The organism is Mesorhizobium salmacidum (SeqCode), from assembly GCF_037179605.1.
In the GTDB taxonomy this organism is placed as follows: Bacteria; Pseudomonadota; Alphaproteobacteria; order Rhizobiales; family Rhizobiaceae; genus Mesorhizobium; species Mesorhizobium salmacidum.
Genome location: NZ_JAPYKS010000011.1, coordinates 179,768 through 204,850, shown reverse-complemented (window position 1 = coordinate 204,850; position 25,083 = coordinate 179,768). Strand labels below are relative to the sequence as shown.

The 25,083-nt window shown below is 62.6% G+C and carries 20 protein-coding genes and 2 tRNA genes; 15 read left to right on the top strand and 7 right to left on the bottom strand.

Annotated elements, in window-relative coordinates; translation table 11 throughout:
* Nucleotides 1–365 precede the first annotated feature (365 nt).
* Nucleotides 366–1,226: a hypothetical protein gene (locus O7A60_RS17175; protein WP_337107254.1), complete on the bottom strand. Its 861-nt coding sequence runs from the start codon at nucleotides 1,224–1,226 to the stop codon at nucleotides 366–368.
* 185 nt (nucleotides 1,227–1,411) lie between these two features.
* Nucleotides 1,412–1,486, bottom strand: a tRNA-Asn gene (locus tag O7A60_RS17170).
* Nucleotides 1,487–1,708: 222 nt separating this feature from the next.
* On the opposite strand from O7A60_RS17170, the gene O7A60_RS17165 reads away from it, so the two are divergent.
* Nucleotides 1,709–1,969, top strand: a complete 261-nt coding sequence (locus O7A60_RS17165) for a hypothetical protein (RefSeq protein ID WP_027146779.1) — start codon at nucleotides 1,709–1,711, stop codon at nucleotides 1,967–1,969.
* A 48-nt stretch (nucleotides 1,970–2,017) separates the two neighbouring features.
* On the opposite strand, the gene O7A60_RS17160 is transcribed toward O7A60_RS17165, so the two are convergent.
* Complete coding sequence (locus O7A60_RS17160; protein ID WP_337107253.1) at nucleotides 2,018–2,269, bottom strand: hypothetical protein; 252 nt, start codon at nucleotides 2,267–2,269, stop codon at nucleotides 2,018–2,020.
* Nucleotides 2,270–2,481: 212 nt separating this feature from the next.
* Here O7A60_RS17160 and O7A60_RS17155 point away from each other — a divergent pair.
* The 8 genes from O7A60_RS17155 (at nucleotide 2,482) to O7A60_RS17120 (ending at nucleotide 13,486) form a co-directional block, all read left to right on the top strand.
* Nucleotides 2,482–2,555 (top strand) — tRNA-Cys (locus O7A60_RS17155).
* A gap of 94 nt (nucleotides 2,556–2,649) precedes the next feature.
* On the top strand, nucleotides 2,650–3,318 hold the full coding sequence (locus tag O7A60_RS17150; RefSeq protein WP_337107252.1) for a protein-L-isoaspartate O-methyltransferase family protein: 669 nt from the start codon (nucleotides 2,650–2,652) through the stop codon (nucleotides 3,316–3,318).
* Nucleotides 3,319–3,501: 183 nt separating this feature from the next.
* The gene (locus O7A60_RS17145) at nucleotides 3,502–4,887 is read left to right on the top strand and encodes a TolC family outer membrane protein (protein WP_337107251.1); all 1,386 of its coding nucleotides are present in this window, start codon (nucleotides 3,502–3,504) and stop codon (nucleotides 4,885–4,887) included.
* A 253-nt stretch (nucleotides 4,888–5,140) separates the two neighbouring features.
* Nucleotides 5,141–5,971 carry a PopZ family protein gene (locus tag O7A60_RS17140; protein WP_337107250.1) on the top strand — a complete coding sequence of 277 codons (831 nt, stop codon included), beginning with the start codon at nucleotides 5,141–5,143 and terminating at the stop codon, nucleotides 5,969–5,971.
* A gap of 300 nt (nucleotides 5,972–6,271) precedes the next feature.
* Nucleotides 6,272–9,055: a valine--tRNA ligase gene (locus O7A60_RS17135; protein ID WP_337107249.1), complete on the top strand. Its 2,784-nt coding sequence runs from the start codon at nucleotides 6,272–6,274 to the stop codon at nucleotides 9,053–9,055.
* 359 nt (nucleotides 9,056–9,414) lie between these two features.
* A complete protein-coding gene (locus tag O7A60_RS17130) occupies nucleotides 9,415–10,635 on the top strand; it encodes an OmpP1/FadL family transporter (RefSeq protein ID WP_337107248.1) in 1,221 nt (406 codons plus the stop codon).
* Nucleotides 10,636–10,926: 291 nt separating this feature from the next.
* Nucleotides 10,927–12,651 (top strand): dihydroxy-acid dehydratase, encoded by a 1,725-nt coding sequence (gene ilvD, locus O7A60_RS17125; protein ID WP_337107247.1) that lies wholly within the window; start codon nucleotides 10,927–10,929, stop codon nucleotides 12,649–12,651.
* A complete protein-coding gene (locus tag O7A60_RS17120; RefSeq protein ID WP_337107246.1) occupies nucleotides 12,638–13,486 on the top strand; it encodes a tetratricopeptide repeat protein in 849 nt (282 codons plus the stop codon). Before ilvD ends, O7A60_RS17120 begins: the two co-directional genes overlap by 14 nt.
* 164 nt (nucleotides 13,487–13,650) lie before the next feature.
* Here O7A60_RS17120 and O7A60_RS17115 read toward each other — a convergent pair whose 3' ends face one another.
* The 4 genes from O7A60_RS17115 to erpA form a co-directional block, all read right to left on the bottom strand.
* Complete coding sequence (locus O7A60_RS17115; RefSeq protein WP_337107245.1) at nucleotides 13,651–13,968, bottom strand: hypothetical protein; 318 nt, start codon at nucleotides 13,966–13,968, stop codon at nucleotides 13,651–13,653.
* 90 nt (nucleotides 13,969–14,058) lie between these two features.
* Complete coding sequence (gene xth / locus O7A60_RS17110) at nucleotides 14,059–14,853, bottom strand: exodeoxyribonuclease III (RefSeq protein WP_337107244.1); 795 nt, start codon at nucleotides 14,851–14,853, stop codon at nucleotides 14,059–14,061.
* A 7-nt stretch (nucleotides 14,854–14,860) separates the two neighbouring features.
* Nucleotides 14,861–15,253 carry a VOC family protein gene (locus O7A60_RS17105; RefSeq protein WP_337107243.1) on the bottom strand — a complete coding sequence of 131 codons (393 nt, stop codon included), beginning with the start codon at nucleotides 15,251–15,253 and terminating at the stop codon, nucleotides 14,861–14,863.
* 7 nt (nucleotides 15,254–15,260) lie between these two features.
* Nucleotides 15,261–15,608, bottom strand: coding sequence for an iron-sulfur cluster insertion protein ErpA (gene erpA, locus O7A60_RS17100; protein ID WP_140508725.1), 348 nt, complete (start codon nucleotides 15,606–15,608; stop codon nucleotides 15,261–15,263).
* Nucleotides 15,609–15,684: 76 nt separating this feature from the next.
* On the opposite strand from erpA, the gene O7A60_RS17095 reads away from it, so the two are divergent.
* The 6 genes from O7A60_RS17095 to scpB all read left to right on the top strand — a co-directional run bounded on the left by O7A60_RS17095 (nucleotide 15,685) and on the right by scpB (nucleotide 25,069).
* Nucleotides 15,685–16,899 carry a deoxyguanosinetriphosphate triphosphohydrolase gene (locus tag O7A60_RS17095; protein WP_337107242.1) on the top strand — a complete coding sequence of 405 codons (1,215 nt, stop codon included), beginning with the start codon at nucleotides 15,685–15,687 and terminating at the stop codon, nucleotides 16,897–16,899.
* A gap of 61 nt (nucleotides 16,900–16,960) precedes the next feature.
* Nucleotides 16,961–18,718 (top strand): arginine--tRNA ligase, encoded by a 1,758-nt coding sequence (gene argS / locus O7A60_RS17090; protein WP_027146794.1) that lies wholly within the window; start codon nucleotides 16,961–16,963, stop codon nucleotides 18,716–18,718.
* A gap of 103 nt (nucleotides 18,719–18,821) precedes the next feature.
* Nucleotides 18,822–22,268, top strand: coding sequence for an SPOR domain-containing protein (locus O7A60_RS17085; RefSeq protein WP_337107241.1), 3,447 nt, complete (start codon nucleotides 18,822–18,824; stop codon nucleotides 22,266–22,268).
* Between the two features lie 164 nt (nucleotides 22,269–22,432).
* Entirely contained in the window at nucleotides 22,433–23,452 is a 1,020-nt protein-coding gene (nagZ, locus tag O7A60_RS17080) for a beta-N-acetylhexosaminidase (protein WP_027146796.1), read from the top strand.
* A gap of 61 nt (nucleotides 23,453–23,513) precedes the next feature.
* Nucleotides 23,514–24,317 carry a segregation and condensation protein A gene (locus O7A60_RS17075; protein ID WP_140508733.1) on the top strand — a complete coding sequence of 268 codons (804 nt, stop codon included), beginning with the start codon at nucleotides 23,514–23,516 and terminating at the stop codon, nucleotides 24,315–24,317.
* Entirely contained in the window at nucleotides 24,314–25,069 is a 756-nt protein-coding gene (gene scpB / locus O7A60_RS17070) for an SMC-Scp complex subunit ScpB (protein ID WP_337107240.1), read from the top strand. Before O7A60_RS17075 ends, scpB begins: the two co-directional genes overlap by 4 nt.
* The last annotated feature ends 14 nt before the right edge of the window (nucleotides 25,070–25,083 follow it).

The window sequence follows — 25,083 nt, the reverse complement described above, 5'->3', positions numbered from 1 at the left end:
CAACTTTATGGCTGGCGTGACCGACGAAGCCGAACTGGTCTCGCTGTCCAAGCAGCCGCTCGGCCGGTAGGAAAGATAGATGGCCGCTGCTAAGAAGGATCATGGCGTAAGGACGGCAAGGATCGCGCGGTGATGAGGTGGCCAGTCTCTATCGACGCGATCCTGCATCCGACCCTGGCCTGCCTAAATAGGCCCGTAAGCTAATGAGCACAGCGGCCCCGACAGTGGGCGGGGGCTGGGGTTTGCCGGAGCCGCCTGCGCAGTCAGGGGTGGGCCTCGACCGCGCTGTTCCAGAATAGGACAAGGCGGTCAAGGAGTCGGCAACTCTGTTCGTGCCGCCGGAGTTGCTCCATTCGGCCGTGGTCTCATCCAGAAGACTTACTTGCGTTCCCGCCGTGGCAGGCAACATCCTTTCGGTAATTCCTTTGGCCGCAGCAGCGCTTGCCTGAGCCCGCGCTGTGGTCAGGAATGGGAATAGGGACCCGCTTCGTGTAGAGTTCTGGAGCGGGTTCCTGCTGCCCCAAGAAACGGTGTCTTATCAGCCGCGCCGAGGGCGGCGGCAATGCCTTGGTCGAGCAGCAGTGGTGTCTACTGGCCCGCTGATCTGTACAAGCTCCTGTGGGTCTTTGATCGGCTGTGCAGCAAGCGCCGTCTCGACCGTTGCGCAGCAAAGCGAGTGCATCGCTCGTATAGTGTGGGGAAACGCGGAGCCACGCCGTCCAGCGCGGCTCACCGCGGATCTTGTCGATGAGCCCAATGCCCGGAGGTGGGTTGTAAATCGGGATCTGCGTACCGCGGTATTGTCGGTATTTGACCGACCCGTGCTGATCCCGCTCCTGCACATCTTTAAGCGTCGCGCGAATATCGCCTGAACCAAGATTGTCGCCATAGACTGTGATCTCATAGGTGTCGCCCGCCCGCTCCTCCGGATAAGTGGACAATCCGGCGACGGTTAGTCGCGAAATGAATCGATACAGTGGGTCGTCGTCATCCGAACTCCAAGCGGTTTGCGGCGTGTAGACGTTGTAATTGATGGCAGCTTCGACGCTCGCCTCGTAGCGCTCGACTCTAATGGCCAGATGCGTGTGTTCTTCGTCGGGCTGTTTCTGGCGCTTCGTTTTGCGGGGCATGGGATCACCGCACACCTGATTATGCCGTTCGCCTGATCGTTTTTTATTCCTGATCTGGCGCTTGTGATAGGTGGATTGCGCGACATCTTCATCCATCCCAACCGCGTTGCATGTCCGTGGCGCGTGCGAGGCACGCGACCCATCCGACGGCGGCAGAAACGACTCGAGGTGTGCCACCGGGCGCAGACCACGCCCCAGCAAGCGAACTCAGATTCTGTAGATATGCTGTAGATCCGCCGCTTTCGGCAGATTTTGAGCATCGACTAAGCTTTTGAAAATGTTGGCTCCCCGGGCCGGATTCGAACCAGCGACCAACCGGTTAACAGCCGGTTGCTCTACCACTGAGCTACCGGGGAACGGAGGCTCTTTGAGCAAGTGGCGCAGCCTATAGCAAACCCGTTTCGGCTTTGCAAAGCAGCATTTCGCATTTTGCCGAGACTTTTTCGCGCGGTGGTTTCTCGCAATCGGCTTTGCCCACCCACATATTAGCCGTCTTGGCGATGGGCGCGGAACCGAAAGGGCGGTCGCGGCTTTCGTAAGATGGCATTATCGAGCCCCCAGACAGGCAGTTTTTCGCAATGACGGCAGCGGACGAAAACCGGATACCCGCACGAAAGATCTCGGTTTTCGGGCGCGAATTCACCATGCCGCAGTCGCGCGGTCTCAGGATCACCATCGGCGTGCTTTTGACGATTGGCGGCCTTCTCGGGTTCCTGCCGATCCTTGGCTTCTGGATGGTGCCGCTCGGACTGCTGGTACTCTCCTACGAAATAGCCATGGTCCGTCGCCACCGGCGCCGCTTGGTCGTCTGGTGGGAGCGGCGACGCCGGCCGGACTGAGCGGCCCTTGCCGGCGCATCTCGCACGGCGGTGGCCTTCGAAAGAGAATCAATCATGGCGCCGTCTCTCCGTGCCGCCGACGGATTCCTCCGAATCGGGTTGCGCGCCTGCCTTCAAATCCTCGCTGATCTCCTTCAGGACCGCGGAAGCCGAGGCCAGACGCGCGCGATCACGCGGCGACAGCCTGCCGGTGCCTTCAATTCTCAGGCAGTCGATGGCATAGCGCACCAATTCCTCGCATCCCAGCAGCGACACGCTTTCCGTTTCGTGCGTTTCGTCCCTTGGCTTTGCCGTGGGCATGGCGCAGTCCTCCCTGTTTCTCAACGCAAGCCGGTGCGCGGCGTTTCGCCCGATCATCCGCCATGCTTAACGGATTGCTAATAGGGCGGCTGCGACGGCGATCTGACAGGGGCGGAGCCGGCGCAGAGGAAAGCGTTCGGAATACGTCGTGGCCGCTTGACGGCATTTTCGCCGCAACCTATTGGAACCGGGTGGAACGCCGGGAGCAAAGAGGCCTCGTGGCGGAGTGGTTACGCAGAGGACTGCAAATCCTTGCACCCCGGTTCGATTCCGGGCGAGGCCTCCAATCTCCAGGCCAGGCTCCCGCGCGTCAGCGCCGGAGCCTGAGCGTCCTGTCCAATGGACCGCGATTGTGTCGCGGAAAGCAGATTGGTTGGAACATGAGCGCTGATTTTTCCGAACTTCGCGTCAAGATGGTCGATGGTCAGGTTCGCACCACCGACGTGACCAGCGCGCCGTTGCTCGACGCGATGCTTTCCGTGCCGCGCGAGGTTTTTGTTGGCGATCGCCAGCGCGATCTGGCCTATATCGACGAGGACATCCGCATCGCCGGCAGCGCCGATGGCCCGCGCTACCTGATGGAAGCTTCGCCGCTGGCCAAGCTGTTGCAACTGGCCGAGATCAGTGTCACCGATTCGGCGCTCGATGTCGGCTGCGGCACCGGCTACGCCTCGGCGATCCTGTCGCGCCTGGCGAGATTCGTCGTGGCGCTCGAAAGCGATTCGGCCTTGGCGCAAACCGCCGCGTCGACCCTGTCCGGCCTGGGCTGCGGCAATGTGACCGTGGTTCAGGGCGCACTGGCGCAAGGCCATGCGGCAAAGGCACCTTACGATGTCATCTTCATCGGCGGCAGTGTCGGCAAAGTGCCGGCGTCGCTGCTCGACCAGCTCGCCGAAGGCGGACGCTTGGTCGCGGTCGAAGGACAGGGCAATTCCGGCGTGGCGCGGCTTTTTGTCAAGGCTGGAGGGGTTGTAACCGGGAGAAGGGCATTTAATGCGGCAATTAAGCCACTACCCGGCTTCGAACGTGAGCATGCTTTCGAATTCTGAATGATTTGGCCTTGCAGCAAAGGCTTTGTCATGGTCGCTTGCATTTGAACGATCGTTGCTGATCCCAGACTGGGGGGCACTTTGGGCCGAGCGACAGGGAACATGAAACACGCCACGCCGGCTGCTCCAGAAGGAGAAGCCGGCGCGGCGCGGTTCCCATGGAAAACGAATGAGGGATATACCGTGCCGTCAGTACGCAAATCATTTTTCACCGCCGTCCTTGTTTCGGCGACCGCACTATCCCCACTGGCTGCATCGGCTGAAACCATCACCGGTGCTCTTGCAAAAGCCTATCAGTACAATTCCACACTGAATGCATCGCGTGCCGGCGTGCGTGTGACCGACGAGAGCGTGGCCATTGCCAAATCGGGCTGGCGTCCGACGGTTACCGGATCGGCCAACATCGACTATACGAACACGCGCCGGGCAAATGACGGCGGCAATTCGAAGCTGACAAGCGGCAGCTACGGCATCCAGATCAACCAGTCGCTGTTCGACGGTTTCCAGACGAGAAACAACGTGGCGGCGGCTGAATCCCAGGTCAAGGCGTCGGTCGAAAGCCTGCGCAACACCGAGGAGAACACGCTGTTCAGCGCGGCCACCGCGTACATGGACGTGATTCGCGACCGGCAGATCGCGGTGTTGACCGAGCAGAACCTGCAGTTCCTGACAGAGCAGGCGCGCGCCGCGCGCTCGCGCTTCGACGTCGGCGAAGGTACGCGCACCGATGTCGCGCAGGCGGATGCCCAGCGCGCCTCGGCGGTGGCCTCGCTCAGTGCTGCGCGTGCGCAGGCATTGGCCAGTGCCGCGACCTATCACCAGGTTGTCGGCGACGAGCCGGGCAAGCTCAAGCCAGCCGCACCATTGGGACGGTTGCTGCCGTCGAGCCTCGACGCCGCGATCGCGATCGGCTCGGCCGAACATCCGGCCATCCTTGCCACCCAGCATCTGGTCGACGCTGCGGCGTTCTCGGTGAAATCGTCCGAGGGCGCGCTGTTGCCGCAGCTGTCGGCCTCGGCCGGTATTTCGGAAAACTACCGCAAAGCCATCCCCGACGTGACGGGTTCCAACGGCAATTCGACCTCGGCCAATATCGGCGCAACGCTGACCATCCCGATCTATTCAGGGGGCCGGACCTCGGCGATCGTGCGGCAGAACAAGGAGTCGCTCGGGCAAGCGCGCATCCAGGTCGACGTCAGCCGTGACCAGGTGCGCCAGGCCGTCGCCACGGCATGGTCGCAATACACCGCCGCGCAGCAAAGTGTATCCGCCAACAGGCAGGTGATCGAAGCCGCACAACTGGCACTGAACGGCGTCATCGAAGAACGCAATGTCGGCCAGCGCACGACGCTCGACGTGCTCAATGCCCAGGCTACCCTCATCACCGCCAAGATCAACCAGGCCAATTCCGAACACGACGTGGTCGTGGCGAGCTATGCCATCCTCTCGGCGGTCGGCCGTCTGTCGGTCGACCGGCTTGCGCTGCAGGTGACGAAGTACAGGCCCGAAGAGCACTACAACGCCGTCAAGGACAAGTGGATCGGCCTGCGCACGCCGGACGGCCGCTAGGCCTTTCGTTCGAACGGCGTTTCCGGGCTGGGCAGTTCGATCGGAAACGCCTGACTGTCGTTGTCCTTCGATGGGTGCTGACGGGACCGTCACACGGCTTTGGCGGAATCGCTCTAATCTGTTGAAATCCCACATGTCCCCAGATTGGGGATTCTCGTGCGGCGATCCGTCGGTTACGCTGTCGTCATGATTCGAATCCGGCTGTTGCCGGAGCGGAAACCTGCAACGGGTCACAAGGGCGGCGGATGTGACGATGGCAACGGCAAGCAGCGCACAGCGCGAACCCTCCATGGAAGAGATACTGGCTTCCATCAGGAGGATCATCGAAGACAGCGACAACGGTCGCAAGCAGCCCGGCGAGGCCGATGAGTTGCAGCAGGATTTGGAGCCCGCGCCGAGTGCTGTTGCGGCCGCCGACATAGACGCGTTCCGCGCCGAACTGCGTGCCGTTCCCGAGGTCAGGAAACCGGCCGCTATGGCGGAAGCCCAGGCGCCAGCCGTACAACCGGCGATCACACGCACGGAAGCGCCGCCACGTGCCGATCCGGCTGTTGGCAGGACGCCGACGACATTGGCCGAGGTAAGCGCCCGGGTTGCCGCCGAGCCGGTGCTCAGCCGCGACACGCCAGCGGCTCCCGCGGAGCTTGCGGCGAGTGAAGCCATTATCGCCGATTGGCGCCGCGAGATCGCGGCGGTTGGCGAGCAAACCAAGGCGATGCCGGACCGGAGCATCCGCAAGCCAGCAGCACGGCCGGAGGTGGCGGCGAGCGAAACGGCGGTGGACCCCGCGACCGAGCGGTCTTCGTCGAGCGATGCTCCGGGCACGGCTCAGGCGCGCGCGGCGGCAAACGAAGCGCATGCGGTGCGTCCCGCGATTCTTTCCGAACATACCGGCCGGCAGGTTGCTGCCGCCTTCGGCGAGCTGTCCGACGCCTTTGCAAGCCGCAGCAAGAAGACATTCGACGAGATGGCCGAAGAAATGCTGCGGCCGATGCTGCAGGATTGGCTCGACAACAATCTGCCGACGCTGGTCGAAAGGCTGGTGCGCGAAGAGATCGAGCGCGTGGCACGCGGGGCGCAATAGCGTCCAGGCTTTCATTCCAGAAGAAACGTCGCCGTCGAGGCGGCGTTTCTCGTTGCGGCGCGATCAGCCGCTGGTCGCCGAACTGGCAAAGGCGATCAAATTGCCGTCGGGGTCGCCGACAATAAAGGTGCAGCAGCCCCAGGGCTCGGTTCGCAACGATGCCTTACGGCCGTCCGTTGAAATGAACAGGGCCGCGCCTATCTGCTTGTGATGATCCCGGGCGGCCCTCGCGGTTGACTTGACCAAGACCTTCCGATTTACACCGAACCAGCAAAATCCCGACATCGCGGACCGTTCCCCATGCTTGAAAAGACCTACGACGCCAAGACCGTCGAGCCGAAGATCGCCAGGATGTGGGAGGAAGCCGATGCGTTTCGGGCCGGCGCTGGGGCGGAGGAGGGGGCCGAGGCCTTCACCATCGTCATTCCGCCGCCCAATGTCACTGGCTCGCTGCATATGGGCCATGCGCTCAACAACACGCTGCAGGACATCCTGGTGCGCTTCGAGCGCATGCGTGGCAAGAACGTCCTGTGGCAGCCCGGCATGGACCATGCCGGCATCGCCACGCAGATGGTGGTCGAGCGCCGGCTGATGGAAAAGCAGATCCATCGCCGCGATCTCACCCGCGAAGAATTCATCGAGAAGGTGTGGGAATGGAAGGCCGAATCGGGTGGGTTGATCTTCAACCAGCTGAAACGTCTCGGTGCCTCCGCCGACTGGTCGCGCGAACGCTTCACCATGGACGAGGGCCTGTCCAAGGCCGTGCTCGAAGTGTTCGTCACGCTCTATAAGGAAGGGCTGATCTACAAGGACAAGCGCCTTGTGAACTGGGACCCGAAACTGTTGACCGCGATCTCCGATCTCGAGGTCGAGCAGCAGGAGGTCAACGGCAATCTCTGGCATTTCCGCTATCCGATCGAAGGCGCGGCCTTCGATCCGGAAAACCCGAAAACCTTCATCATCGTGGCGACGACTCGTCCCGAGACGATGCTGGGCGACACGGCTGTCGCGGTGAATCCCGACGACGAGCGGTTCCAGCATCTCATCGGCAAGAACGTCGTCCTGCCGATCGTCGGGCGCAAGATCCCTGTCGTGGCCGACGAGTATTCCGATCCGGAAAAGGGGTCCGGAGCGGTCAAGATCACGCCGGCGCATGATTTCAACGACTTCGAGGTCGGCAAGCGCCACAAGTTGCCGGCGATCAACATCCTCACCGTCGAAGCCGCCATCAAGCTCAGGGATAATGAGGACTTCCTCGCCGGCCTCGAGGTGACGCCGGAGCGTCAGGCGGTATGGGACGAACTCGACGGCCTCGACCGTTTCGTCGCGCGCAAGAAGATCGTCGAACTGATGGAGGCCGGCGGCTTCCTCGACAAGGTCGAGCCGCATCGCCATGCCGTGCCGCATGGCGACCGCGGCGGCGTGCCGATCGAACCGTTCCTCACCGAACAGTGGTATGCCGATGCGGCCGAACTCGCCAAGCCGGCGATCGCCTCGGTGCGCGAAGGTCGCACCAACTTCGTCCCGAAAAATTGGGAAAAAACCTATTTCGACTGGATGGAGAACATCCAGCCCTGGTGCATTTCACGCCAGTTGTGGTGGGGACATCAGATTCCGGCCTGGTATGGGCCGGACGGCCGCGTCTTCGTCGAGAAGACCGAGGAAGAGGCGCTGAGTGCGGCGATCGAATATTATTTGGCTCTGGAAGGGCCATGGAAGGCCTGGGTCGAGGACAAGCTCGAGAACTTCAAGCCGGGCGAGATCCTGACCCGCGACGAAGATGTGCTCGACACCTGGTTTTCGTCGGCGTTGTGGCCGTTCTCGACGCTTGGCTGGCCGGACCAGACACCGGAACTGAAAACCTACTACCAGACCGACGTGCTGGTAACCGGCTTCGACATCATCTTCTTCTGGGTTGCCCGCATGATGATGATGGGCCTGCACTTCATGGACGAGGAACCGTTCCACACCGTCTATGTCCATGCGCTGGTGCGCGACAAGAATGGCGCCAAGATGTCGAAGTCGAAAGGCAACGTCATCGACCCGCTCGATCTCATCGACGAATATGGCGCCGACGCATTGCGTTTCACCCTGACCGTGATGGCGGCGCAGGGGCGCGACGTGAAGCTCGACCCGGCGCGTATCGCCGGCTACCGCAATTTCGGCACCAAGCTGTGGAACGCGACGCGCTTTGCCGAGATGAACGAAGTTGCGCGCAATGACGATTTCTGGCTGAACGACGCCAAGCTGGCGGTCAACCGCTGGATCCTGACCGAGTTGACGCGCGCCGCGCGCGAGATCACCGACGGCATCACCTCGTACCGCTTCAACGAGGCGGCTGGAGCGGCCTACCGCTTCGTCTGGAACCTGTTCTGCGACTGGTATCTGGAACTGCTGAAGCCGGTGTTCATGGGCACGGACGAGGCGGCCAAGGCTGAAAGCCGCGCCTGCGTCGCCTTCGTGCTCGACGAGATCTATAAGCTGCTTCATCCGATGATGCCGTTCATGACCGAAGAGTTGTGGGCGCAGACGGCGGGCGAAGGCAGGGAACGGGCCTCGCTGCTGTGCCATGCCGCATGGCCGTCACCGGATTTCGAGGACGCGGAAGCAGCCGCCGACATCAACTGGCTGGTCGATCTCGTCTCCGGCATCCGCTCGGTGCGCTCTGAGATGAACGTGCCGCCGGCGGCCATTGCGCCGCTCGTGGTGGTCGGCGCCAACGACGTGACGCGTGAACGACTGGTTCGCGAGGAGTCCGCGATCAAGCGGCTGGCGCGCGTCGGCGACATCTCGCTCGCCGATGCGGCACCCAAGGGGTCGGCGCAGATCGTGCTCAACGAGGCGACGATCTGTCTGCCGCTTGGCAGCCTGATCGACCTCACGGCGGAGGCCGTGCGGCTGCAAAAGGAACTGGTCAAGGTGACCGAGGAAATCGCGCGCCTGCACAAGAAGCTGTCGAATGAGAAATTCGTCGCCAGCGCGCCGGCCGAGATCGTCGAAGGCGAACGGGAAAAGCTCGCAGAATATCGCGACGCGCAGGACAAGCTTTCGGTGGCGCTGACCAGGGTTCGTGACGCCGGCTGAAGGGCAGATTCGGGAGATTTTAGCGCCCTCTAAAATGGGCGGTCTCGTGCCTCGAAAACCGGCATTCCGTTGCGTTAATGTTGACGTAAACGGAAGTTTTTGCCCCATTGTTGCCATAATGTAACAATGGGGCCGCAGACCGCTTAAATCGGCCTTTTTTGAGCCTTTCCGGTCGCTTTTTCCTTTTTTTGGAGCGGTGAACCTCACCAAAGACCGTTTTTTGGGGTCGCGGCGTCCGCCTGCATTTTGCCCGAAATAAGTTGGGCGAACATGTACATGTACGCCCAACGTATTCGTTATTGCACCGTTAACGTGAATTGGTTCTAGCTTGATCCACTAGTTATTCGGGGAGGATGTCCATGAACAATTTGCGTCTGAAAGCACTGCTGGGGGCAGGGTGCTTTTCGTTGGCCTTGATGGGTTCAGTTATTCATCCGGCGCATGCCGGCGGTCTGGAGCGCGGCGGCTACGATATCGACCTGCTGTTCGATCCGGCGCCATTCACTACGGAAGCTGAAGCGACCTATGTGATGCCAGATCGCAAGTATGAGAATGCGCGTGGTCCGGGCGGAGCAAATCTCGGCTTGGGCACCTCAGCCGATGGTGCCGAGGGTTATTGGGTTCCGCGCATTGGGGCCAAGGTCCAAGTTGTGCAAGGCGTCGATTGCATGGTCGACTATTCGCAACCCTGGGGCGCGCACACAGCGCCAGGTATATGGAACGGAGCGCTCTCCAATATCGAAACCGATATCAGGAGCGACAACTACGCAGGTACCTGCTCCTACAAGATGGATGCCGGCAAGGGCCAACTCCGCTTTATCGGCGGTTTGTTCTACCAGGATATCTCGGGCTTTAAGGAAAGCCTGGTGAATGTTTTTCCGGCACTGACGGGTCGTGTCGACCTGAAAACCAGCGGCTGGGGCTGGCGCGCGGGAATTGCTTACGAAATCCCCGACATCGCGTTGCGCGCAAGCTTGGTCTACAACTCGAAAGTCAAGCTCGACAATATCGAGGGAACACTGGATCTCACCAGTATCGGCAGGGGTATTACCCCCATCTATGGCTCAACGCAGTACATGCCTGATACGCTGGAGTTGAAACTTCAGTCAGGCATCGCGCCCGGCTGGCTCGCCTTTGGCTCTGTCAAGTGGGTCAACTGGAGCCTGCTGCAAAGCGTTCCGATCTGCCCGATGGGTTTCCCCGCTTCGTCATGCTTCACCGGTTCGCCGGCCGCGGTGACTTCGCTCGATCTGATGTATCGTGACGGCTGGACCGTCACAGGCGGTCTGGGCCACAAGTTCAACGATCAGTGGAGTGCCGCCGGCCAGCTTTCGTGGGATCGTGGCACCTCGCATGGCTATGGCGCGCAGACTGATACATGGACGCTGGGTGGTGGCGTGGCCTATACGCCGTCGCCGAGCGTCGAAATTCGTTTGGCGGGAGCGGTCGGCGTGTTGACCAGCGGTCACTCAGGAGAATTGGCCGGTGAAAACGGCTATATTGCCGGCGAGGATGCCAGCTACGACTTCGGCAATGATCTGGTCACGGCAATTTCCGGTGGCGTAAAGATAAAGTTCTAAACTATTGAATATTATTAGAAAAGGCCGGGCGTTGCTCGGCCTTTTTCATTTGAGCCGACATCACTGGTATGTCCGGTATCCAAGCGGCGTTGCATATAAGCCGCACTCTCGGCCGCCTCGCGCAATTGTGACGTTTCAGCAACACTTTCTGAACAACCCCTCCGCTAAGGGGCAGGCCGCGGAAATTGCCTATTTCCCGCCATAAACCCGGCGCACCTCGATCTTGTCCTGGGACATGCGCCAAAAGGCTCGGCGATGGGACAGGCCGCACCGCCCGCGGCAAGGATGAGAATGGACGCCAAGGTCATTTCAAAGGCTAAGCTCCCTAGCCGCCATGTGACTGTCGGTCCGGCGCGTGCGCCGCACCGGTCCTATCTCTATGCCATGGGCCTGTCGGCGGCCGAGATCGCGCAGCCGCTGGTCGGCGTCGCGTCCTGCTGGAACGAAGCAGCACCCTGCAACATCTCGCTGATGCGCCAGGCGCAGGTGGTCAAGAAGGGCGTCGCAGCCGCCAACGGCACGCCGCGCGAGTTCTGCACCATCACCGTCACCGATGGCATCGCCATGGGCCACCAGGGCATGAAGTCGTCCCTGGTGTCGCGCGAGGTCATCGCCGATTCGGTCGAGCTCACGATGCGCGGCCATTGCTACGATGCGCTGGTCGGCCTCGCCGGCTGCGACAAGTCGCTGCCCGGCATGATGATGGCCATGGTGCGGCTCAACGTGCCGTCGATCTTCATCTATGGCGGTTCGATCCTGCCCGGCAGCTATCGCGGCCGCCAGATCACCGTGCAGGATGTGTTCGAGGCGGTCGGCCAGCACTCGGTCGGCACGATCGACGATGCCGAGCTGCTTGAAATCGAGCAGGCCGCCTGTCCGTCGGCCGGTTCCTGCGGCGCCCAGTTCACCGCCAACACCATGGCCACCGTCGCGGAGGCAATTGGCCTCGCGCTGCCCTATTCCTGCGGCGCACCGGCGCCCTACGAAATGCGCGACCGTTTCAATTTCGCCTCGGGCGAAAAGATCATGGAGCTGATCGCGAAAAACATCCGCCCGCGCGACATCGTCACGCTGAAGGCGCTGGAAAACGCGGCGACCGTGGTTTCGGCCACCGGCGGCTCGACCAATGCGGCACTGCATCTGCCGGCGATCGCGCATGAGGCGGGGATCAAGTTCGACCTGTTCGACGTGGCGAAAATCTTCGAGCAGACGCCCTACATCGCCGACCTCAAGCCAGGCGGCAAATATGTCGCCAAGGACATGTTCGAGGCGGGCGGCATCCCGCTGCTGATGAAGACGCTGCTTGACCACGGCTATTTGCATGGCGATTGCCTGACGGTCACTGGCCGTACTTTGGCCGAAAATATGGAGCACGTTGCCTGGAATGAACACCAGGATGTGGTCCGCCCGGCCAACAGACCTATTACCCAAACCGGCGGTGTCGTGGGGTTGAAGGGAAACCTTGCCCCCGAAGGCGCGATCGTGAAGGTCGCGGGCATGGCGGAGTTGAAATTCTCCGGCCCGGCGCACTGCTTCGATTCGGAAGAGGAATGTTTTGAGGCGGTGACGAACCGCGCCTATCAGGAAGGCGAGGTTCTGGTCATCCGCTATGAAGGACCGCGCGGCGGCCCGGGCATGCGCGAGATGCTGTCGACGACGGCGGCACTCTACGGCCAAGGCATGGGCGGCAAGGTGGCGCTGATCACCGATGGCCGCTTCTCGGGCGCGACACGCGGCTTCTGCATCGGCCATGTCGGGCCGGAAGCGGCGGTGGGCGGCCCGATCGGTCTCATCAGGGATGGCGACGTGATCACGATCGACGCGGTGAACGGCACGATCGAGGTGGCGCTGTCCGAGAGCGAGCTGGCGGCGCGAGCGAAGACTTGGAAGGCGCGCACGACCGACTATCAGTCTGGCGCGATATGGAAATACGCACAAACGGTAGGGTCCGCCAGGGATGGCGCGGTCACCCATCCGGGCGGTGCGAAAGAAACACACTGCTATGCGGATATCTGAGTTGTTGAAGTCAACACCAGAGTTGTTGAGGTCATCCGTCCTTTCGGCACTGGTCGTGGTTGCGATCTTTGGCGCCGTGGACCAGGCCATGGCCTTCGACGACAAGGTGTTCGACGACAAGACCGGCGTGAAGCCGCAGTCGAGCCCCTGGGCGGTGTTCCAGTTCGGTTTCTCCGCCTACAAGAGTGGCCACAAGGAGCAAGCCGCCGAGGCCTATAAATACGCCGCCGAAAACGGCCAGATCGGCGCCACCTGGAAGCTTGCCCGCATGTATGCCGAAGGCGACGGCGTGGCCCGCGACGATTATGAGGCGTTCAAGTTCTTCTCGGAGATCGTCGACCAGGACGTCGAGCCCGGCTCTCCGGAAGAAAGCTACGTCTCCGACGCTCTGGTGGCGCTCGGCGACTATCTGCGCACGGGCATTCCAGGCAGCCCGGTCACCGAGAACGAGGTGGCGGCGCAGGAATACTACATGCGCGCCGCCGCCAACTACCGCAATCCGAACGCTCAGTTCGAGATGGGCCAGATGTTCCTGAAGGGCGAGGGCGGCGTGAAGGCCAGCGTCAAGCAGGCCGGGCGCTGGTTCCAGCTCGCCGCCGAGAAGGGCCATGCCGGCGCACAGGCGACGCTTGGCCACCTGTTGTTCCAGAGCGGCAAGATCGTGCGCGGCCTGGCGATGATGACCGCGGCCCTCGAGCGTGCGTCGCCGGCCGATCAGCCCTGGATCCGCGGCATGCAGGAAGAGGCGTTCGCCGCGGCCGGCGAAGCCGACCGCCGCACCGCGATCTCGCTGGCGGACGATATCCTGACCAAGGGCAACAACACCGATCAGTAGGCTCTTTCTCCCGTCACCATGCGACGAGCGGAGGAGCGATCCGTGTAGTGGACGAAAAGCCAACTGCTTGGCTTTTCGAGCGACAAACGCCCGCAAGGCACTGAGGGCAGCGTCGGCCTATCAAGGCTCGTCTCTACCTGAAGGCGAGGCAATCCAGAAGAAAATCAGTTTTCGGTCGGTTCCGTCGGCACCATGCTCGGCTCGGGTGTCGAGATCGGCGTGACGTGCACCTGCGGCGCCATGGTGTTTGCGGGGCAGCTATCGCCGACCTTGGTCCAGGATGTGTTGTTCAGCACCATGTCGCAGCGAGCCAAATGACTCTGGTCGGCGACCGTCAGGCAGGCGACCTGGCCGACCGGATAGGATTTTCCATTGGCAAGACATTCCTGCGCGGCGAGAGCCGGCACGATCGCGACCGTGGCGAATGCCAAGCCGATCGGACAAAGAGCAAATCGAATGGTCATGGGAACCCCGGCCGCCATGATGATCTCCCATCATGCGTCGGAATGTGGCGATATGAGGTCCTCCGGTATCGGCGCGCCCGGCACTAGCCCGCAGCGGCAGGCCCCAGATCAGGCCGGCAGCAAGGCGAGGTCGATGGCAACCGGGACGTGATCGGACGGTTTTTCCCAGGCGCGCACATGCTTTTCGATCGAGGCCGATGAGAACCTGTTCGCGGCTTCCGGCGACAACAGCAGATGGTCGATGCGGATGCCGTTGTTCTTCTGCCAGGCGCCGGCCTGATAGTCCCAGAAGGTGTAGGTGTCCGAGGCATCGGTGACCGCGCGCACCGCCTCGGTGAAGCCGAGGTTCAAAAGCCGCCGGAAGGCTTGCCGCGTCTGCGGCTGGAACAGCGCGTCGCCCAGCCAGTTCTCGGGAAATCGCGCGTCGACCGGCTCGGGGATGACATTGTAGTCCCCGGCCAGCACCAGCGCCTCTTCCAGCCTCAGGCGCTCCTGCGCCCAGCGCTCCAGCCGCGCCATCCAGGACAGCTTATAGGGAAACTTCTTCTCGTCATCGATCGGGTTGCCGTTCGGCAGATAGAGCGAGGCGACGCGAAGCGCCCCCTTGTCGGTCGAGAACACGCCTTCGATGAAACGCGCCTGTTCGTCGGCCTCGTCGCCCGGCAGGCCTTTGATAACCTCGTCGAAGCGCAGCTTCGACAGCAGCGCGACACCGTTGAAGCCCTTCTGGCCGTGGATTTCGACATTGTAGCCAAGCGCCTCGATCTCGGCACGCGGGAACTGCTCGTCGACCGTCTTGATCTCCTGCAGGCAGACGATGTCGGGCGCGCTTTCGGTCAGCCAATGGGTCAGGTTGCCGATACGGGCGCGCACGCCATTGATGTTCCAGGTGACGATTTTCATAACGGTCTCATTGTTCCTGCGACGGAAGGCGTTCGACGAGTCCGATCGTATTGCCTGCCGGGTCCTTTAGAAAGGCCATCCATTCGCTTTCCCCCGCCGGACCGAACTGCCCCTCGGTGTCGCGATGGACCAGCATCGGCGGCGCGGTGAAGGGAATGCCGGCTGCCCTTGCGTCGGCGTGGAAGGCTTCGAGGCCAACACTATCGAGATAGATGGTGCCGGCCGGGATGCCGTCGGTGAACAACAGCCTGACATCGCCGACCATGATGAAGGCGATGCCGGGCGGATCGTAGCGGGCATGAACGCTCATGCCGAGGACATCGCGCCAAAAGGCCAACGTCGCGTCGAGGTCGCGACCGGCGGAGAGCGCAACCTGACGAACCGCGCCGGTTGCTGGCATCTCGGTCCTAGATGGAGAAGCTGGTGCCGCAGCCGCAGGAGGCGACCGCATTCGGGTTCCTGATCTGGAACGACTGGCCCATCAAATCGTCGACGAAGTCGATGACCGAACCGCCCATATAGACCAGGGACAGATCGTCGATCAGCACCGTGGCACCGTCCTTTTCGATAGCGACGTCATCGTCGTTGCGTGTGTCGACGAGGTCGAACTTATAGGAAAAGCCGGAGCAGCCGCCGCCTTCGACGGAAACGCGCAGCGCTGTCTTGCCGGCTTCGGCCGAAACAATCCTGGCGATCCGCTTGGCGGCAGCCTCGGTCATCTCGACTTTCATGGCGGTCTTGGCATCCGCGCCCATAGGCGTCACCTTGCTTTCGGTTTCACATGATAGGTATGAAGCGCGACGGGGCAAGTCAACTGCGGCAGCATCAGCCATGACAAATGAGCTTGGCGACATCGGATTCGGCTATCGGCCGCGTGCGGCCTATGCCTCGGATCCGGCCCGCTCGCGCGGCCGGCTGTTCGACGAGGTGGAAAGTCCGACCCGCACGCCGTTCCAGCGGGACCGCGACCGGATCATCCATTCGACGGCGTTTCGGCGGCTCAAACACAAGACGCAGGTCTTCATCGCCCATGAAGGCGACCACTACCGGACAAGGCTGACCCATTCGATCGAAGTGGCGCAGATCGCGCGTGCGCTGGCGCGGGCGCTGCGCGGCGACGAGGATCTCGCCGAGGCGGTGGCGCTGGTGCATGATTTCGGCCACACGCCCTTTGGCCACACAGGCGAGGACGCGCTGAACGAAAAGATGGCGGCTTGGGGCGGCTTCGACCACAACGCACAATCGCTGCGCATCGTGACCAGGCTGGAGGCTCGCTACGCCGAATTCGATGGGCTCAATCTGAGCTGGGAAACGCTGGAAGGCCTGGTCAAGCACAATGGTCCGCTCACCGACAGCAGCGGCCAAGGCCTGAAAGGGCCGGTACCGCAGGCGATCCGCGACTACTCGCAATTGCAGGATCTCGAACTTGACCGGTTCGCCGGCATCGAGGCGCAGTGCGCGGCGATTGCCGACGACATCGCCTACAACACGCATGATATCGACGATGGGCTGCGGTCAGGGCTGTTGACGCTGGACATGCTGAAGGGCGTTTCGCTGCCCGGAACGATCCTGACGAGTGTGCGTGAGCGCTATCCCAGGCTTGATGACGTGCGCACCGGTCACGAATTGATGCGGCGGCAGATCACGGCCATGGTCGAGGATGTGATCAAGTCGACGACCGCCAATCTGGAGCGGATCAGGCCGCCGAGTGCCGACGCGGTGAGGGCGGCGGGCGAGACGATGGTGACCTTTTCGGCCGAGATGGCGGAAGCCGAGAAGGAACTGAAGGCCTTCCTCTACAAGCACCTCTACCGGCACGAGGAGGTCATGCGGGTGCGCGCGGACGCCGAGCAGATCGTCAGGGACCTGTTCGATGTCTATTTCGCCGATCCGCGCGCCATGCCGGACGGCTGGTGCGAAGGGCTGGACCACGCGCAGGATCGCATCAAGGCGCGCAGCGTCGCCGATTTCCTGGCCGGCATGACCGACACCTACGCGCTCAAGGAACACAGGCGTTTGTTTGACCGCACCCCGGATTTGAGCTAGGGCGGGCTCGATTTGCCGGCCAAAGGGCCGGATTCGTCACAAAGCCGCCAGAGCATACACCATGAACATCTTCGCCGATTTCACCGCGCGAGTCGTAAAGGCTGTCGAAGCGCTTGACCTGAAAGACAAGGACGGCGTTTCGCCTGATCTGTCGCGTATCGCCGTCGAGCCGCCGCGCGACGCCACACACGGCGATCTCGCGACCAACGCGGCAATGGTGCTGGCCAAGCCGACCGGACAAAACCCGCGCGCGCTGGCCGAGAAGCTGGCGGAAGCGCTACGGGCCGACAGGGACGTCGCCGCCGCCGAGGTCGCCGGTCCGGGTTTCGTCAATCTGCGGCTCAAGGACGGTTTCTGGCAGGCGCATCTGTCGGCGCTTCTGGGCGAGGGGCGCAATTATGGCCGTTCGACGATCGGCGCCGGCCACAAAACCAACGTCGAATATGTCTCGGCCAACCCGACCGGGCCGATGCATGTCGGCCATTGCCGGGGTGCCGTCGTCGGTGATGCGCTCGCCAACCTGATGGCGTTCGCCGGCTACGACGTGACCAAGGAATATGTCATCAACGACGCCGGTGGGCAGATCGACGTGCTCGGCCGCTCGGTCATACTGCGCTACCGCGAGGCGCTCGGTGACGACATCGGCGAGATACCACCAGGGCTTTATCCGGGCGACTATCTCGTCCCTCTTGGCCAGGCGCTAGCCAAGGAATTTGGCCGGGGCCTGCTGCAGATGCCGGACGAGGAGGCGCTGGCCATCGTCAAGGATCGCGCCATCGATGCGATGATGGCGATGATCCGCGAGGACCTTGCGCTGCTCAACGTCCACCACGACGTGTTTTTCTCCGAACGCACGCTGCATGCAGACAATGCCCGGAAGATCCGCTCTGCGATCAACGACCTGACGCTGAAGGGCCATATCTACAAGGGCAAGCTGCCGCCGCCCAAGGGCGAGAAGCCGGACGACTGGGAAGACCGCGAACAGACGCTGTTCCGCTCGACCGCCGTCGGCGACGACATGGACCGGGCGTTGGTCAAGTCCGATGGCTCGTTCACCTATTTCGCCGCCGATGTGGCGTATCTGAAGGACAAGGTCGATCGCGGCTTCGTCGACCTGATCTATGTTCTCGGTGCCGACCATGGCGGCTACGTCAAGCGCCTGGAAGCCTTGGCGCGCGCGATTGCCGGCGACGACGTCAAGCTCACCGTCCTCTTGTGCAATCTGGTCAAGCTGTTTCGCGATGGCGAGCCGGTGCGTATGTCGAAGCGGTCCGGCGACTTCGTGACGCTGCGCGAGGTGGTGGAGGAAGTCGGACGCGATCCGATCCGCTTCATGATGCTCTATCGCAAGAACGATGCGCCGCTCGATTTCGACTTCGCCAAGGTGACCGAGCAGTCCAAGGACAATCCGGTGTTCTACGTGCAGTATGCCTCGGCGCGCTGCCATTCGGTGTTTCGGCAAGCGAGCGAACAGTTGGGGGAGGCGAATTTCGATCGCAACGGCCTGGCGGCCGCGGCAACGTCGCTGACCGACGAAGGTGAAATCGGCCTGATCCGAAAACTCGCTGAATATCCGCGTCTGATCGAGTCCGCCGCTCTTGCGCTGGAGCCGCATCGGCTGGCATTTTATCTCTATGATCTGGCTTCCAGTTTCCATGGACACTGGAACCGTGGCACGGATAATCCGGACTTACGTTTTGTTAAGGTTAACGACCGACAATTGACGCATGCCAGACTAGGGCTGGTGCAGGCTGTTTCGGATGTTCTCACGTCCGGCCTGACGTTGATCGGAGCCGCCGCGCCCACCGAAATGCGTTAGGTTTGACTAAAAAACCTGTCACCTTTTGCCCACATTGCGCTGGTAAGGGCCAACCCTGCGCGACGTCCAAGGCGTCCGAATGAGTGCGAGTTCGGGAACAATAATGGCAGACAGAACCCAGCTGAGAGTAGCCGACAACAACGATATCGGCGAGGATGATCCGTTCGCGGAACTGACCAGGATCATGGGATTCGACCCGCGCCAGCCGGTCAAGCCGACCGAGCCGAAAGCCGCTGTCACCGATGGGGCCGCGGGAGAGGGCGATTTCGACATCGATCTCGAGAAGGAACTGATGGGCGAGTTCGACGCTGTCGATAGCGTTGCTGCTCCAGTTGTCGAAGCTCGTGAGCCGGCATTCGAGCCGATGACCGTCGATGCGGCGGACGACGATCTTGCGCTGTCGCTCGATGACGATTTCCATCTGGACATGGCTGAAGTCGATGACCAGACGGTCGCCGCAAGCCATGCGAACCCTGGCGCCTCGGAAGCCGTGCTGTCCGTCGAGCCTGCCTTTGACGCCGATTTCGACAGTGCCGTCGCCAGTTCTCTCGAAGACGTTTCGCCCTTCGACGACGATCTGCCAATGGACGACGAGCTTGCCGCCTCCCTCGACCAGGATTTCCATATCGAGGACGAGGCAGCCGAGACCCGGTATGCCGTTGAATCGCCGGTTGCCGAAGTGCCGGTGGCCGTCGAGCCGGCCTCCAATCATGAATTCGACGATGCGGTCGCGATCTCGCTCGAAGACGAGCTGGTGCTCGACGACCATCCGGCGGATCAGCGCCAAGAGGCTGCTGTCGAATATCCAGAACCTGTACTGGCCACCGCGAGTGAGACCCAGGCGATCTCCGAAGAGGATTTCGTGGGTCACTTCGACGACGCCCTGGCAGATGTCGACGTGGATCTTGACGTTCAGGCGGATGAGCCAGAGGCTTTTGACGACACGCAAGCGCACCAGTTGCTTGCCGATGCCGTCGACACGACGGACGAGGTTCCAGGTGTTGAAGCCATTTCGGACCATTCTTTCGACCTGAATTTGGACGAGGCGTTTGCTCAGCCTGGCGAAGAGCCCGTCGCTGAAATCGCCGCGGCTCCGGCGCAGTCGGCGCCCGTGGCAACCATTGCGCCGCCAGTGCAAGCCCCCATCGCGGACGAACGAAGCCTCGAAGACGAGTTGAATGCGCTTCTTGGCGCCATGACCGCGCGCACGCCGCCAGCGGCCAAGGAGCCGGTCATGGCTCAGCCTGTCGTGAACCAGCCGGCCGCGATACCCGTTCAGCCGCCTCTCGGCGTGACAGCAAAGGACGCGGAGGAACCCGCCGATCTTGTTGGTGATCTCGACTGGGATCTCGATGAGGCAGTATCCGAGGATGTGCATCACGCCGGATCCGCCCAGGCCGCCGGCGCCAACCTCGACGACCTGTTGCTCGATGAACTTCAGGACCAGGATTTCGGTTCGGATGGCGCTGAACAGGGCGATGTCGATCTCGACAATGATGCCTTGGACGCCGCCCTGGCCAAAAGCATCGATTCGCATGACAAAACAGCGTCCCGGCGGGATCAGGCCGATTCGCTCGATTGGCTGGCGGATCGCTCCGCACAGTCGGAGCCTGCCCGTTCCTGGAGCCGCGTGACACCGGTCCCCCAACAGCCGGCATTTGCCGCGCAGCCTGTCGCCTCGACGGCGGCCAGGACGGCAGCGCCGGAAGTGGCCACGGTGCCTTCCTACCGTTTGGCCGAGCCGGTTGCAGCTGCTCCCTATATGGCTCCGGTCTCGGCACCGCAGGCGCCGCAGTCCTCGAGCTATGAAGAGATGCCCGATGTCGAGACGGTCGATGTGCCGGAGCGTGTCGTGGCGCTGGCTGACGATCTCGACATTCCAGAGTTGCATTTCGAGGAAGATCAGCCTGCAGCGTCGGGTTATGACGATCTCGACGCCGAATTCGCCAGCCTTCTGACTGAGATGAATTCCGTGGAGGTCGCGCCTGCCGACGCCAGCGCCGCCGCTTATGCCGACGAATCCTACAATGCCGGGTACAATCCGGGCTATGACAAGGTCAATCCGGGATATGGCGCAGCCAATCCGGGATATGGCGCAACCAATCCGGGCTATGACAGCGTCAATCCCAGATATGGCGCGGCCAATCCGGGATCCGAAGAGCCCAGGCAAGCTTATCAACCGGAAGCGCGGACCTATGCGGCACGGCCGGCGGAAATGGCTGGCCGCGCGTCGGCGGTTTCGGCCTATGCCGATGCCGCCGAAGGCTTCGACCTCGACAATCTGCCCGGCAGCCAGCCGGTCTCGCAGGCGGACGATTTTACCGTCGATGAACTCGACTACGATCCCGAACTGGACGAAGCGATGTCGGTTCCAGGCCTCGGCCAGCGGGAAGCCGCCAGGTCGTCGGGCCGGCGCGGCCTGTTCATTGCCGCGATTGTCGGTGCCGTCGCGGTCGCTGGGGGTCTTGGCGCCTTCGCGCTCTCTTTGGGCGGCAAGGGCGGCAGCGAAGCTCCGGTGATCGTCAAGGCCGACAATTCGCCGATCAAGATCAAGCCGGAAAATCCGGGCGGCACCGTGGTGCCGAACCAGGACAACAAGGTCTATGACGCGGTGGTCAAGGGTGCGAAGCCCGCCGAGCCGGTCCAGCAGAAGCTTGTCACCAACGTCGAGGAACCGGTGAACGTGCAGGCGAAGGACGCGGCCCGCGCCGTCGATCTTTCTCCCGACCAGAACGCTGCCGCCGGCACGGATGGCGGCGGCGACGTTTCGACCGCTGGCGCGGCCCCGGCCGACAACGCGGCGCCCGCGCCGAAGTCGGAGGATCGCATCGCCCAGGTCCTGCAGGACGCCGACAAGGGCACCAACAATAATGTCGTTGCCGTTGCGCCGCGCAAGGTCAGGACCATGGTGGTCAAATCCGACGGCTCACTGGTGGCGCGCGAGGACCCGGCACCGGCGGCACCTCAGGTGGCCGCGGCGGAGCCGACCGATCCGGCGCCACAGCATGTGGCGCCTGCCGGTCAGGCCGAGGCCGACCAGACTGGCACCGACCAGACTGGCACTGACCAGACTGGCACCGATCAGACCGGCACCGTGGCGCCCGCCGCCGCGCAGGCCGACGATGCGCCGGCTCTGAAGCCCGCCGCCAAGTCTGCCAAGGCTGAAGCCAAGGCACAGTCGGCCAACACGCCAGCCAAGGTTGCGATCGCGCCGCAGCGTCCGTCCGACCAGCCGGTCGACGTGGTCGGCGAGGTCAAGCCCGATCAGGTCGCTTCCATCGATCCGGCCTCGACCGCGACCGGCAGCGGTTCGTGGTCGATACAGATCGCTTCGCAGCCGACGGTGGACAGCGCCCAGTCGACCTATCAGGATCTGCAGCGCCGCTATGGCAGCGTGCTTTCCGGTCGCACGGCCAACATCGTCAAGGCCGAGATTGCCGGCAAGGGCACGTTCTACCGCGTCCGCGTTCCGGCCCAGTCGCGCAACGATGCCATCAATTTGTGCACCAGCTACAAGGCTGCGGGCGGCAACTGCTTCGTCTCGCGCTAGACGTCGACCCATCTCTCAAAGCCGGCGCGGCCCAAGGCCACGCCGGCTTTTTCATATGGCGATATTCATATGCCTAACTTTTTCATGTGGAAGCATGTCTTGCAGCCCGCTGCATGCGGTCAGGCATGATTCCCTTTGATCGCGCGAAGCCCTAGACTCCTGAAATGACCGAATCAAAATCCATGATCCTCGGCTGTGCCGGGAAATCGCTTACCCGCGAAGAAATCAATTTCTATCGCAACGAATGCCCGTGGGCCTTCATCCTGTTTGCCCGCAATATCGGCGAGGCCGAGCAGATCCGCGATCTGGTCGCCGAAATGCGCGACTGTATCGGACGCCCCGACGCGCTGGTGTTCATCGACCAGGAAGGCGGCAGGGTACAACGCCTGCGGCCGCCGCTGGCGCCGAACTACCCGGCCGGCGGCGCGCTTGGGGCGCTGTGGCGCGATGACCACGACGCCGGCGCCCGCGCCGCCTGGCTGATGGCGCGGCTGCATGCATTCGACCTGCTGCGCTACGGCATATCGGCGGATTGCCTGCCGGTGCTCGACGTACCGATCGAAGGGGCCAGCGATGTCATCGGCGCGCGCGCCTACGGCAAGGATCCGCGTCCGGTCATCGAACTCGGCCGCGCCGCGGCCGAGGGCCTGATGTCGGGTGGCGTGCTGCCCGTGATGAAGCATATTCCGGGGCACGGCCGGGCCTTTGCCGACACGCATTTCGAACTGCCCGTCGTCGACGCCTCGCTCAGCGATCTGCAGCGGCATGACTTTGCTCCGTTCCGCGAGCTCAACCATCTGCCGATGGCAATGACCGCGCATGTCGTCTACAGCGCGATCGACCCCAAGAACCCGGCGACGACTTCCGGCAAGGTCATCGACGAGATCATTCGACGCGAGATCGGCTTCGATGGACTGCTGATGAGCGACGACACGTCGATGAAGGCACTTTCTGGGGATTTCCCGACAAAGGCGGCCTCGATCCTTGCGGCGGGCTGCGATCTGGTCCTTCACTGCAACGGTGTTTTTGAGGAGATGGCGGGCATCGCATCGCGCACCACGGGGCTTGAAGGCAAGTCGCTGGAGCGCGCCAAGCGGGCGATGACCTATATAAGCAAGCGCGACGCGGCCGAAGAAACCGAGATCCGTGCCGAATTCGCCACCTATTTCGACGCGGTGGCCTAGCAAGAGGACGTGACAGGCAGTGGCGGAAGCATTGGAAAGCAAGGCCGCGAAGGCTGCACCGATGGACCGTCTGTGGGCCGAGAACGATGAGTCTCGGCTGACGGGCGACCCGGCGCTGGTCGTCGACGTGGCCGGCTTCGAAGGCCCGCTGGATCTTCTCTTGCATCTGGCCCGCACCCAGAAGGTCGACCTGGCGCGCATTTCCATCCTGGCGCTGGTCGAGCAATATTTGACCTTTGTCGAGACGGCGAGGGCGCTGCGGCTCGAACTTGCCGCCGACTATCTGGTGATGGCGGCGTGGCTGGCGTTCCTCAAATCGAAGCTCCTGATCCCCAAGCAGCCGGGCGAAGAGGGCGAAAGCGGCGAGGAACTGGCGGCGGTGCTGCAATTCCGGCTGAAGCGGCTCGAAGCCATGCGCGACGCGTCGGCGCGTCTGGTCAACCGCAACCGTCTCGGCCGCGACGTGTTCGCGCGCGGCATGCCGGAAATGGTCATCATCGAGAAGCGCAACACTTATTCGGCTTCGCTCTACGATCTCCTGACCGCCTATGCCCAGCAGCGGCAGAAGCAGGCGATCACCAATGTGACGATCGCCAGGCGCGGCGTCTGGTCACTCAAGGATGCTCGCGACATCCTGACCCGGCTGATCGGCTCGTTGCGCGACTGGACGACGCTCGACAGCTTCCTCATCCAATATCTGACCAGCCCGCAAGAGCGGCGCACCGCGATCGCCAGTTCGTTCGCGGCCACACTGGAACTGGTGCGCGAGCGCAAGATGGATATGCGGCAGGACGAGGTGTTCGCACCGATCTATCTGCGCGACCACCGCGCACAGACAATCAAGGCAGTCGAGGTGGCATCATGAGCGAACGCGCCAACGCTTCGGTTATTCCTTTCAAGGTGGACGATGAGCCGGAAGAGGGTGAGATCGCCCAGGCTTCGGTACAGAATCCGGCCGAGCGGCTGCATATGGCGGAAGCCGTGCGCATGGCCGAGGCGATCGTGTTCGCCAGCGCCGAGCCCGTGAGCGAAAAGCAGCTTGCCACACGGCTTCCCGATGGCATCAACGTCGCCCTCGCCATGACAGAGCTGCAGCAGATCTACGCCCGGCGCGGCGTCAATCTGGTGCGGGTCGGCGACGCCTGGGCGTTCCGCACCGCCGGCGACCTGGCCTTCCTGATGAGCCGCGATACGGTGCAGCAGCGAAAACTGTCGCGGGCGGCGCTCGAGGTGCTGGCGATCATTGCCTATCACCAACCGGTGACGCGCGCCGAGATCGAGGACATCAGGGGCGTCGAGACCTCGAAGGGTACGCTGGATACGCTCCTCGAGACGGAATGGGTGCGCATGCGCGGCCGGCGCAAAACGCCCGGCCGTCCCGTTACCTATGGCACCACCGAAACCTTCCTCGACCATTTCGCGCTCGAGGAGATCCGCGATCTTCCAGGTATGGAGGAACTGAAGGGCGCCGGTCTGCTCTCAGGCCGCATGCCATCGAACTTCTCCATCCCGCAGCCGCCCGCCGATCCCGACATGCTGACCGAGGACGAGGATCCGTTGACCGACATCGATCTCGAGGAGCTCGGTCTGCTGACGCCGCGCGTCACGGAAGATTGACCACGAGCGCCTAT